Raw genomic sequence first — 10,008 nt, 5'->3', positions numbered from 1 at the left:
TAGCGCCCCGCCGCGCGCGATCGATCAGCCCACGGGGCCGCGCGAGCGGCGGCGTGCGCGAATGCCAGGCCGCCTACGCCGTGGGGCGCCACTTGGCCGCCGGCATCGCCATCGGCCTGCTGCCCGAGGACGACGACCGCCACGCCAGCGAATGGCTCAGCGTGGCCGTGCCCACCGGCATGGGCGAGATGCGCAACGCCCTCATCGCGCGCAGCAGCCGCTGCCTGGTGGCCGTGGGCGGCGGCATGGGCACGCTGTCGGAGATGGCGCTGGGCCTCAAGTGGGGCAAGCCGGTGTACGTGCTGCACGGCGACATCGCCCTGCCCGGCGCCGTGCCGGCGGTGGACCTGGGCGAGCTGCTGGGCGCGGTGGCCGCCTGCCTGCTGGACTGAAGGCGCCCGGGCGGGCGGTGAAGGGGGCGTTCGCAGCCTTTTCGAACCTTTCAGGCAGCACGCCGGGAGATTGATTGCCCTGTTTGCTATAAAAACAATAGCAAATGCCCTGGCCGGCGAATCCGCAACCGTTTGTGTATCGTGCAGGCATGACGACCGCCACCTCCCCCCACGACCCCGCCCCGGCCGCCTCCGGCATCCACAGCTACGAGCCGCGCCAGGGCCACGGCCTGCCGCACGACCCCTTCAACGCCATCGTGGGGCCGCGCCCCATCGGCTGGATCGCCTCGCGCAGCGCGGCCGGCGTGCTCAACCTGGCGCCCTACAGCTTTTTCAACGCCTTCAACTACACGCCGCCCATCATCGGATTCGCCAGCATCGGCGCCAAGGACACGCTCGCCAACATCCAGGCCACGGGCGAGTTCGTCTGGAACCTGGCCACCCGCCCGCTGGCCGAGGCCATGAACCGGACCTGCGCCGCCGTGCCGCCCGAGGTGGACGAGTTCACGCTCGGCGGCCTCACCCCCGCGGCCTCGCGGATCGTGTCCGTGCCCCGCGTCGCCGAAAGCCCGGTGGCCATGGAATGCCGCCGCACGCAGATCGTGCAGCTCGAGGGCGCGGACGGCGAGAAGGTGCCCACCTGGCTGGTGCTGGGCGAGGTGGTCGCGGTGCACATCGACCGCGCGCTGCTCAAGGACGGGGTGTACGACACGGCCCATGCCGGGCACATCCTGCGCGCGGGCGGCCCGGCGGACTATTTCACGGTGGGGCCGGAGCAGCTGTTCAAGATGCACCGGCCGCGCTGAGCGGGCCTGGGCGGGGCCGGCCAGCGGCTATGCTCCACCAACCCTTTTCCATTCCACTGCAGAGAACCGACACCATGAACCCCACCCGACTGATCGCCATCGTTTTGATCGTGGCCGGCGCCCTGGGCCTGGCCTACGGCGGCTTCAGCTACACGAAGGACACCACCGTGGTGAAGGTCGGTCCGCTGGAGATCTCGGCCAAGGAGAAGGAGACCGTCAACATCCCGCTGTGGGTGGGCATCGGCGCCATCGCCGTCGGCGGCCTGCTGCTGGTGCTGGGCGCGAAGAAGTGATGGGGATGCGCGGCCCGCAGCCGGCCCCTGCGCGGTGCGGGGCGGCTGCGATGGAACGGGACGGCCCGGCATGAGGGCCACCGCGCTGCGCCGCTTCGCCGTGCGCTGCTGGTTCGGCCTGCTGTGCATCGTCCTCGGCCTCGCGCCGGTGCTGCTGCTCTTGCTGTCGTGGCCGCTGCTGCGCCTGCTCGGCTGCGAAGGCAACGAGGGCTCGGGCATGCAATGCGCCGCGGCCCCCGGGCTGTCGGACGCGGCGTATTCGGTGCTCATGATCGGTGCGTGGGGGTCGATGTTCACGCTGCCCTCGGCGCTGATGCTGTACCTGGCCGGGGTGGGGGTGCGCTGGCTGGCGCGCCCGCCGGCGCAGCGGTAAGGCTGGCGCGATACACCGCCGAAAGACGTTTGCCTTCCAGGCCTTTGCCGTGCCCGGGACCGATCAGCGCGTGAAGTCGGCCACCACCTTGCCGATGCGGGGGCCGGTGCGACTGCGTTCGATGGCTGCCGGAATGCCGTTGAAGCCCACGGTATCGCTCAGCTTCGAGATCAGCGAGCCTTGGGCAATTTCCTGCGCGAACTGCGCCAGGAGCACCGCGTCCGCCTGGTTCACGAACCACAGTCCGCGACGGCCGGCAGGGGTGCGTGCGGCGATGTCGGGCGCGGCCGCGCTGACGATGGCGCCGCCTTCGGCCAGCACGGCCCACGAGCGATTGAGCGCCTCGCCGCCAACGTAGTCCAGCACCAGGCCGATGCCCTGCGCCACCGACTCGAAACGCTCGCTTCGGTGGTCGATGACGTGGTCCGCGCCCAGGCTTCGGACATGGTCGAGGTGCGCTGCGGAGGCCGTGGCGAAGACCTCGGCGCCGGCCCGCTTGGCGTACTGCACGGCATAGCCGCCCAGCCCTCCCGCAGCACCGTGGATCAGGATGCGCTGGCCTGCCGCGATGGGTCCCGCCTGGTGCAGGCTCTGCCAGGCCGCGACGGCCGCCACGGGAATGCCGGCGGCCTGCACATCGTCCAGCCCCGCAGGCGTGTGCACCAGGTTCGCCTCGGCCACGGGCACGAATTCCGTGTACGCGCCGAGCCGGCCCAGCGGGCCCATGACGCGGTCGCCGACCCGAAAGCGCGAGGCCCCCGGCCCGACGGCCTCGACGGTGCCGGCCAATTCGATGCCGAGCACGGCGGGCAGGGGAATCGGGAAAGCCTTCTGGACCAGGCCTTCGCGGACTTTCCAGTCGATGCCGTTCACGCCGGCCGCGCGAACCCGGACCAGCACCTGGCCGTCGCCGGCGGAGGGCTTCGGGATCTCGCCGATCTCGGCGGCCGACGCGCCGCCGTAGGCGCGGATCAGGACCGCGCGTTGGGTCGTGGTCATGGGAGGTTCTCCTGTCCAGGTGTCGATGGCGGGGCGCGCCGTTTCAGGCGGCTGCACCGGCCAGGCCCGGGTAATCGGTGTAGCCCTTGGCACCACCGCCGTAGTAGGTGTTGTGGTCCGGGGCATTCATCGGGGCGTGGGTTTTCAGGCGCTCGACGAAGTCGGGGTTGGCCAGCACCATCTGTCCGTAGGCCTCCAGATCGGCCAGGCCCGACGCCAGGTCGGTGCCGATCTGCTCGCGTGCACGCCCCGGGCGGTTCACGATGAGCGTGCCGCGCCAGAGCTTGCGAATGTCCGCCACCAGGGCTTCGTCGCCCACGTGCATCACATGCACATAAGCCAGGCCCAGCCGGGAGAGTTCGGCGCTCAGGTAGCGGTACAGGGCCGGCCCTTCGGGCCCCTCATCGATGCCCCCCAGCTGGGCGCCGGGCGACAGGCGAATGGCGGTACGGTCCGCACCGATTTCCTCGGCGATCGCGGTGGCCACTTCGATGGCGAAACGGGCGCGGTTCTCGATCGATCCGCCGTACTGGTCGGTGCGGGTGTTGGCGCTCGGGGCGAAGAACTGCTGGACCAGATAGCCATTCGCGCCGTGGATTTCGACGCCGTCGGCACCCGCTTCGATCGCCCGCCGGGCGGCCCGGCGAAAGTCCGCCACGGTGTGTTGGATCTCCTCGGTGGTCAGCGCGCGCGGCTCGGGGATGGGCTGCATGCCCGTCATCGTGAACATCGGCGCGCCGGGCGCGATCGCCGAAGGGGCCACGGCCTGCCGGTGGTGGGGCGTGTTGTCGGGGTGTGACATGCGGCCCACGTGCATGAGCTGGATGAACAGGCGCGCGCCCTTGGCGTGCACGGCGCCAGTGATGGCCTGCCAGCCGGCCACATGGGCATCGGTGTAGATGCCGGGGGTGGTGAGGTAGCCCTGGCCGTCGTCGGAAGGCTGCGTGCCTTCGGAGACGATCAGCCCGACATCGGCGCGCTGCGCGTAGTAGGTGGCCGCGAGGGCCGTGGGCGTGCCGTCGGGCGCGGCACGGGAACGCGTCATCGGCGCCATCACGAGGCGGTTCGAGAGGGTGTAGCGGCCGACGGTGGCAGGGCTGAAAAGGGCGGTCATGGGTTTCTCCGGTTGCGACGCTGCATCTTCGATTAACCTACCCATGAGATAAAGATGGTTTGGTGGGAATGATTGATCCAATATTGACGCAATGGCCCTCGAATACCTGAACGACATGGCGCTTTTCGTGGAGGTGGTGAAAGCCAAGAGCTTTCGCGCGGCCGGCGATGCGACGGGCGTGCCCAACTCGACCTTGTCGCGCCGGATCGGCGCGCTGGAGACATCGATCGGTCTGCGCCTGCTGCACCGCACGACCCGCAGGATCGAGCTGACCGAAGCGGGACAGATCTACTACGAGCGCTGCCGGCGCATCGTCGAGGAGGCGCGGATCGCGCACGAGCAGCTGGGCGACCTGCTGGCCCAGCCCAGCGGGGTGCTGCGTGCCTCGCTGCCGGTGGACTTTGCGACCATCTATGTGGCGCCGCTGATCGCGGAGTTCGCCCGCCGCTATCCGGGCATCGCCTTCGATCTGGACCTCAGCCCGCGCCGGGTGGACCTGGTGGCCGAGCCCTTCGATGTGGCCATCCGCATGGGCGAGCAACCGGACTCGACGCTGGTCGCGCGCCAGCTGGCCCGCCTGACCACCCACCTGTATGCATCACCCCGCTACCTGCAGACAGCGGGCGAGCCCGCAGACCCCGCCGCCCTGTCACAGCATGTGTGCATCGGCTCTCCGAAGCTCGGCCCATGGGTACTGAACGCCAACGAGGGAGGGGCCACCGTGGAAGTCGCTATCGGCCAGCGCTTCAAGGTCAACAGCGTGGGGATGTGCCGCAGCCTGGCCGTGCTGGACCAGGGCATCGCGCTGCTGGCGGAAGGCGTCGTCGCGGACCACGTGGCCGAGGGACGCCTGCGCCGCATCCTGCCCGGCTGGTACGGAACGCCCGTCCCGGTCTACGCCTTGACCGAAACGCGGCTCCTGCCGGCGAAAACGCTGCGTTTCATCGAGTTCCTGCAGGAGCGCCTGGCCACCGGTGCGTGAAGCCGGCCGCAAGGTGCACGGCCCGGCCGCCCCGGCCGCCCCGGCCGCCGCATTCGCGCCATTCAGCCCCCGGACGGCCCCTGGTGGAACACCAGGTCCTGCACCGGCTGGCCGCCCACCAGGTGGCTTTCGATGATGCGGTCCATGTTGGCGGGCGTGACGTCGTAGTACCAGGTGCCGTCGGGCTGCACGCACATCACCGGCCCGCCCTTGCAGGCGGCGAAGCAGCTCACGCGGCTGCGCTTGACGCGCAGCTCGCCATCGTTCAGGCCCGCGGCCTTGAATTTGTCGCCCAGGCTGTCGAACAGGGCCTGCGCCTGGCCGTCTTCGGCGCAGCGCGGGCCGGTGCAGATGAGGATGTGGCGGCGGTAGGCACCGATCTTCGGCCGGATGGCCACGCGCACCCCTTCGGGCGCTGCGGTCGTGGCGGTGGCGGTGGTGGGGTCTTGCTGGCTCATGCCTCTTCCTCGGTGGTGGCGACGGCCTCGGCCGCCAGGGGCTGGGCCAGGGTGTCGCGAATGTAATCGGCCGGCAGGCGGTGGCGCCGGGCCAGGGCCTCGATGCTCTCGCCGGCCGCGTGGTCGAGCTGCAGATTCTCCAGCCAGCCGTTGAGGCCGGTGGAGAGCGACCGGCCCGGCCGCTCGCCGGCCCGCGTGGCGCCGCCGCCCTCCACGTCGTACTTGTTGGCGTAGCCGCGCGGCGTGACCATGAGACCGTGCTGCACGATGGTGTTGCTGTTGCCGATCAGCACCGTGCTGAGCATGCCGATGTCGGCATCGCACATGGTGGCCAGCGTGGCGAACTCGATGCGCTCGCGGCGGCGGTAGGCGCTCTTGACGATGGCCACCGGCGTGTCCGGACTGCGGTGGCGCAGAAAGAGGCGCTGGGCCTCCTCGATCTGCCGCGTGCGCCGGCCGCTCTTGGGGTTGTAGAGCGCGACCACGAAGTCGGCCAGGGCGGCGGCGTCGAGCCGGCGCGCGATGGTGGGCCAGGGCGTGAGCAGATCGGACAGCGAGATGGCGCAGAAGTCGTGCGTGAGCGGCGCGCCCACGCGGGCGGCGCAGCTGTTGATGGCCGAGGCGCCGGGCACGATCTCGACCTCGATGCCGCCGGGCTCGACCACGCCGTTCTCGTCGAAGGCGGGCGGCGTCCAGCCGGCCTGGAACAGCACCTCGAACGTGGGGCCGGCCATGCCGTACACGCCCGCATCGCCCGAGGAGATCAGCGCCACCTTCTTGCCCTCGCGGGCGCGGGCCAGCGATTCGATGGCGCGGTCCAGCTCCTCGGTCATGGACTTGCGGATGATCTCCTTGCCCTCGATGAGATCGGCCACCAGCTTGATGTAGGTGACGTAGCCGATGATGGTGTCGGCCTCGGCGATGGCGGCACGCGCGCGCGCCGTCATGTGGTCGGTGCTGCCGGGGCCGATGCCCACGAGCATGATCTTTCCTGCGGACATGGTCGCGGGGCCCCTCACGCAGCGGCCGCCGGGGCGGGGGGACGCGACGCGCTGCAGCGTGCGCTCGTCGATGCAGGCGACCAGCCAGCGGCGGCCGCGCAGGCGGACGGCGCCCAGCGTGATGCCGATGGTGAGCAGCGGCTCCACCGCCACGAGGCTCAGGTACGACGCGGCGAACAGCGCCCAGTCGGCCACGGGCGCCGCGTCGCTGCTGATGGACAGCCAGAAGCCCACCATGAGCGTCACGCCGGCGTAGTACATGGCATCGAGCTTGAGCACGTTGGCCACGCTGATGCGCTGCATGCGCTTTCCCAGGCCGTGGTGCACGGCCACCAGCGGCACGGCCAGGCTCAGGAAGTTGATGGCCAGGTGCGCCAGGTCCTGCGGCTCGAACACGAGGGCCTGGGCGAGCAGCCCCAGCCCGAAGCCGAACAGCGTGGGAATGAAGCCGAACAGCAGGTAGATGGGCATGGCGCCCACGAAATGCAGCTCCGACGGCCCCACGGGCATGTGCCAGACCTGCATGAGCACGCTGAAGAAGAAGGCCGCCAGCACCGTGCGCAGCCAGGCGGTGGGGCTTTTGAGCAGGGGCAGCGCGTGCGCGCCCAGCAGCGCCGTGGCGGCGACGGAGGCAAAGGCGATCTTGTCCTGCGAAAGGATGCCGATTTCGATGTGCATGGTGTGGGCCTTTTGGGGTGAAGAAGGGGAAAGATCGGAACGAAGGGATCAGCCGGCCGCGTGCGCCATGCGCGCGATCGACACGGTGGCGTTGCGGCCGTCTTCGCCGCGCAGCCGGTGCTTTTCCACCAGCAGGGCGGATGCATCGTGCGCGGCGCCGGCCGCCAGCAGCGCCGCGGCCTCGCTGACCGACGGGGTGCCCATGTAGCGCAGCACCGTGGCCGAAGGATTGGGCACGGGCACCGCCGCCAGTTGCGCGGCGGTGTACCACTGCAGCGGCCAGCCGTGGCGCGCCGCCAATGCGAGAAAGGCGGCCTCGTCGGCCTTGGCGGCGATGCTGGCGGCGGCAGCCACGTGGCGCAGGTCGGCGGGCACCTGCGCCAGGGCTTGCAGCAGGCAGGCCTGAACGGTGGCCTCGGGCGTGCCGCGGTCGCAGCCCAGGCCGATGGCCAGCCGCAGCCCACCGGTGCCGGACGCCGCCGTCATGCCGCAGCGCCCTCCAGCGGCGGGCGGTAGACCACCAGGCGCTCTTGCAGGGCCTGCCACTGCTCGGGCGGCACCGGCGCATGGGTGACCCACAGCACGGCCCGGTAGTGCGCCAGGTCGACATCGTCCAGGCGGTCGAAGCAGGCGATGTTGGCGGGCAGCGGCGTGGGGCGGTTCCACCAGTCGCGGCGGCCGGCCTCCTGCACCACGGCGATGGGCTCGCCGTTGACGACGTGGGCCGACACGCGCGTGATGTTGATCTTGGGCGCCTCCACGCGCCAGCCCAGGTGGCGCCCGAGGATGTCCACGGGAATGGTCTTGCCCACGTCCGACGCGGTGGTGAGCACGGGCGTGGCGCCGATCAGCGCGGCGATGCGCTCGCTCCAGTCGTTGGCGCCGCCCACATGGCCCGACAGCACGGGGATCACGAACTGGCCCGCGTCGTCCACCACCGTCACGCCGGGGTCCTCGTCCTTGGATTTCAGCACCGGCGCGATGAGCCGCACCACGGCGCCGAGCGAGACGAAGAACACCAGCTGGTCGTAGGCGGCGAAGAGCGGCGCGATCTCGTCGCGCAGCGCGCCTTCGTAGGCCCGCACGGTGTTGGGCAGGCCCTCGAACGCGCTGGCGAACTTGGCCGCGGTGCACACATGGGCCTGCGGCACGTCGCGGGCCAGCTGCGCGGCCTGCGCGGCGCCGTGGCGGGTGATGGCGACGAGGCACACGCGCACTGCCTCCAGCGGCTGCGCGGGCGCGGAGAGCACCACGGCGGGGATGGCGGGGGAAGTCATTCGTCTGTCTCCATTTCGGCAAGTGGAAGGCCCAGGGCGCCGGTGAGCGGCGCAGTGGGCGAAGTTTTCTTGAGGCAGCCCTTGATGCGCTCGCCGCGGATGCGGTGCGGGTTCTTGACCACCATGAGCGAGAGGTAGCTGACCTTGGTGCCGCGCAGGGCCGGCAGATCCGGGCCGTTCACGCAGCGCTCGTCGGGCGCGCCCACGCGCTCGATGAACTGCGTGTGCGGCAGCAGCCCGCGCCGCACGAGCCAGTCGATGAGCTCGTCCATGAGCGGCTTGACCTTCATGAGCACCAGGGTGTCGAAGTCGGGCAGCAGGCGGTCCACCGCGCCCACGCCGTAGGCGGCGGGCACGATGGCGACGGTGTCGTCCTGCTCGGCCAGCGGCATGCCGCGCGCGGCGCAGGCGGCGGTGAAGGCATTCACGCCCGCGATCACCGGCACCTCGATGCGCGCATCCAGCGCCCGCACGGTGCGCGCCAGGTGGCCGAAGGTGGCATAGGTGCTGGCATCGCCCTCCACCAGGAACAGCACGTCCTGCCCAGCCTGCAGCCAGGGCAGCACGGAGGCGGCGGCGCGCGCCCAGGCGCGGGCGAGCTTGTCGCCGTCGTGCGTCATGGGGAACAGCAGCGTCTGGTGCGTGGCGGGCGGCGCCAATCCTGCGCGCTGCACGATGTCGAAGGCGTAGCTGGGCGTCTTGGTGCTGCGGGCCGGGTAGGTCCACACGGCATCGCTGCGCTGCAGCTGCGCCCAGGCCGCGCGGGTGATGAGGCCAGGGTCGCCAGGGCCGAGCGACACGCCGATGAGGCGGCCCAGGGCGGCGCTGGACGGGGTCGTATCGGTCATGTGCTCTCCTCCACCACCGACGCTGCCGGGGCCTGTGTGCCCACGGCCTGCGCGCAGACGATCCACACCGGGTTCTCGGCGGCCATGCGGTGCATGTGCAGGATGGGCTTGCTGCGCGCGGCCTGCAGCTGCAGCACGTCCCACGCGGCACCCGCGGCCTGCAGGGCCTGCGTGGCGGCGGCCAGGTTCTCCAGCGTGACGAAGTTCATCACCAGCCAGCCGCCCGGGCGCAGGCGTTTCAGGCACAGCGCGATCAGCTCGGCCAGCTCGCCGCCCGAGCCACCGATGAAGACGGCGTCCGGGTCGGGCCACGCATCCAGCCCATCGGGCGCCTTGCCATGCACCAGCGTGTGGTTGGACACGCCGAAGGCCTGCACGTTCTGCCGCGCGATGGCCGCATCGGCCTCGTTCTTCTCGATGGCCCACACATGGCCCTGGGGGCACAGGCGCGCGGCTTCCAGCCCCACCGAGCCGCTGCCCGCGCCGATGTCCCACACCCGGCTGTCGGCGCGCAGCTGCATGCGCGCCAGCGACACGGCACGCACCTCCTGCTTGGTGATGAGGCCCTTGTCCGGTTGGCGCTGGTGGTAGGCCGCATCGGGCAGGCCGAAGCGCACCGGCGCGGGCCGCTGGCGCGTGCGCACCAGCAGCACCACGTTGGGGTCGGCGAAGGCCTGCTGCGCCGCATCGGCCGGCGCCAGGTCGGCGCACACGCGCTCGTCGGCCGTGCACAGGCGCTCGGCCACGCTGAGCTGGAAGTCGTCCTGCAGGCCCTCGGCCACCAGCA

The 10,008-nt window shown here is 71.0% G+C and carries 13 protein-coding genes and 1 pseudogene; 5 read left to right on the top strand and 9 right to left on the bottom strand.

Going from position 1 to position 10,008, the window contains the following annotated elements; all coding sequences use genetic code 11:
- The 4 genes from AC27IO_RS15835 to AC27IO_RS15820 all read left to right on the top strand — a co-directional run.
- Positions 1 to 392 (top strand): SLOG cluster 4 domain-containing protein (locus AC27IO_RS15835; RefSeq protein WP_498739610.1); only part of this gene is annotated, 392 nt, incomplete at its 5' end.
- A 149-nt stretch (positions 393 to 541) separates the two neighbouring features.
- Positions 542 to 1,198 carry a flavin reductase family protein gene (locus AC27IO_RS15830; RefSeq protein WP_284397148.1) on the top strand — a complete coding sequence of 219 codons (657 nt, stop codon included), beginning with the start codon at positions 542 to 544 and terminating at the stop codon, positions 1,196 to 1,198.
- Between the two features lie 74 nt (positions 1,199 to 1,272).
- Positions 1,273 to 1,491: a hypothetical protein gene (locus AC27IO_RS15825; RefSeq protein WP_272566235.1), complete on the top strand. Its 219-nt coding sequence runs from the start codon at positions 1,273 to 1,275 to the stop codon at positions 1,489 to 1,491.
- A 70-nt stretch (positions 1,492 to 1,561) separates the two neighbouring features.
- The gene (locus AC27IO_RS15820; protein ID WP_487090115.1) at positions 1,562 to 1,864 is read left to right on the top strand and encodes a hypothetical protein; all 303 of its coding nucleotides are present in this window, start codon (positions 1,562 to 1,564) and stop codon (positions 1,862 to 1,864) included.
- A 63-nt stretch (positions 1,865 to 1,927) separates the two neighbouring features.
- Here AC27IO_RS15820 and AC27IO_RS15815 read toward each other — a convergent pair whose 3' ends face one another.
- Together AC27IO_RS15815 and AC27IO_RS15810 are read right to left on the bottom strand one after the other, a co-directional pair.
- On the bottom strand, positions 1,928 to 2,863 hold the full coding sequence (locus tag AC27IO_RS15815; RefSeq protein ID WP_498739608.1) for an NADP-dependent oxidoreductase: 936 nt from the start codon (positions 2,861 to 2,863) through the stop codon (positions 1,928 to 1,930).
- Between the two features lie 43 nt (positions 2,864 to 2,906).
- Complete coding sequence (locus tag AC27IO_RS15810; RefSeq protein ID WP_498739606.1) at positions 2,907 to 3,977, bottom strand: alkene reductase; 1,071 nt, start codon at positions 3,975 to 3,977, stop codon at positions 2,907 to 2,909.
- A 91-nt stretch (positions 3,978 to 4,068) separates the two neighbouring features.
- Here AC27IO_RS15810 and AC27IO_RS15805 point away from each other — a divergent pair, with 91 nt between their 5' ends.
- Positions 4,069 to 4,959 (top strand): LysR family transcriptional regulator, encoded by an 891-nt coding sequence (locus AC27IO_RS15805; protein WP_498739604.1) that lies wholly within the window; start codon positions 4,069 to 4,071, stop codon positions 4,957 to 4,959.
- Positions 4,960 to 5,021: 62 nt separating this feature from the next.
- Here AC27IO_RS15805 and AC27IO_RS15800 read toward each other — a convergent pair whose 3' ends face one another.
- The 7 genes and pseudogenes from AC27IO_RS15800 to cbiT all read right to left on the bottom strand — a co-directional run.
- Positions 5,022 to 5,417 carry a (2Fe-2S) ferredoxin domain-containing protein gene (locus AC27IO_RS15800; protein WP_272566243.1) on the bottom strand — a complete coding sequence of 132 codons (396 nt, stop codon included), beginning with the start codon at positions 5,415 to 5,417 and terminating at the stop codon, positions 5,022 to 5,024.
- Entirely contained in the window at positions 5,414 to 6,418 is a 1,005-nt protein-coding gene (gene cobJ, locus AC27IO_RS15795) for a precorrin-3B C(17)-methyltransferase (protein WP_272566244.1), read from the bottom strand. The genes AC27IO_RS15800 and cobJ overlap by 4 nt, the downstream gene beginning before the upstream one ends.
- A 132-nt stretch (positions 6,419 to 6,550) precedes the next feature.
- Positions 6,551 to 7,096: pseudogene (locus AC27IO_RS15790) on the bottom strand (energy-coupling factor ABC transporter permease); the annotation flags it as partial.
- Between the two features lie 48 nt (positions 7,097 to 7,144).
- Positions 7,145 to 7,582, bottom strand: coding sequence for a cobalamin biosynthesis protein (locus tag AC27IO_RS15785; protein WP_284430457.1), 438 nt, complete (start codon positions 7,580 to 7,582; stop codon positions 7,145 to 7,147).
- On the bottom strand, positions 7,579 to 8,373 hold the full coding sequence (locus tag AC27IO_RS15780; RefSeq protein ID WP_498739602.1) for a cobalamin biosynthesis central domain-containing protein: 795 nt from the start codon (positions 8,371 to 8,373) through the stop codon (positions 7,579 to 7,581). The genes AC27IO_RS15785 and AC27IO_RS15780 overlap by 4 nt, the downstream gene beginning before the upstream one ends.
- Positions 8,370 to 9,221, bottom strand: coding sequence for a precorrin-2 C(20)-methyltransferase (gene cobI, locus AC27IO_RS15775; RefSeq protein WP_498739600.1), 852 nt, complete (start codon positions 9,219 to 9,221; stop codon positions 8,370 to 8,372). Before cobI ends, AC27IO_RS15780 begins: the two co-directional genes overlap by 4 nt.
- Positions 9,218 to 10,008: precorrin-6Y C5,15-methyltransferase (decarboxylating) subunit CbiT (gene cbiT, locus AC27IO_RS15770; RefSeq protein WP_498739599.1), on the bottom strand; the 791-nt coding region annotated here is incomplete at its 5' end. The genes cobI and cbiT, both read right to left, overlap by 4 nt.

It is taken from the genome of Acidovorax sp. KNOB132 (assembly GCF_057541515.1).
Note: the sequence above shows the minus strand (reverse complement) of the source record. Positions and strands in the feature narration are given on the sequence as shown.

What these genes read in the sequence shown, in the direction of transcription:
- AC27IO_RS15830 (WP_284397148.1), top strand. Translation starts at nt 542, where the DNA reads ATGACGACCGCCACCTCCCCCCACGACCCCGCCCCGGCCGCCTCCGGC.
- AC27IO_RS15805 (WP_498739604.1), top strand. Translation starts at nt 4,069, where the DNA reads ATGGCCCTCGAATACCTGAACGACATGGCGCTTTTCGTGGAGGTGGTG.
- AC27IO_RS15785 (WP_284430457.1), bottom strand. Translation starts at nt 7,582, where the DNA reads ATGACGGCGGCGTCCGGCACCGGTGGGCTGCGGCTGGCCATCGGCCTG.
- AC27IO_RS15820 (WP_487090115.1), top strand. Translation starts at nt 1,562, where the DNA reads ATGAGGGCCACCGCGCTGCGCCGCTTCGCCGTGCGCTGCTGGTTCGGC.
- AC27IO_RS15825 (WP_272566235.1), top strand. Translation starts at nt 1,273, where the DNA reads ATGAACCCCACCCGACTGATCGCCATCGTTTTGATCGTGGCCGGCGCC.
- AC27IO_RS15800 (WP_272566243.1), bottom strand. Translation starts at nt 5,417, where the DNA reads ATGAGCCAGCAAGACCCCACCACCGCCACCGCCACGACCGCAGCGCCC.
- cobI (WP_498739600.1), bottom strand. Translation starts at nt 9,221, where the DNA reads ATGACCGATACGACCCCGTCCAGCGCCGCCCTGGGCCGCCTCATCGGC.
- AC27IO_RS15780 (WP_498739602.1), bottom strand. Translation starts at nt 8,373, where the DNA reads ATGACTTCCCCCGCCATCCCCGCCGTGGTGCTCTCCGCGCCCGCGCAG.
- AC27IO_RS15815 (WP_498739608.1), bottom strand. Translation starts at nt 2,863, where the DNA reads ATGACCACGACCCAACGCGCGGTCCTGATCCGCGCCTACGGCGGCGCG.
- AC27IO_RS15810 (WP_498739606.1), bottom strand. Translation starts at nt 3,977, where the DNA reads ATGACCGCCCTTTTCAGCCCTGCCACCGTCGGCCGCTACACCCTCTCG.
- cobJ (WP_272566244.1), bottom strand. Translation starts at nt 6,418, where the DNA reads ATGTCCGCAGGAAAGATCATGCTCGTGGGCATCGGCCCCGGCAGCACC.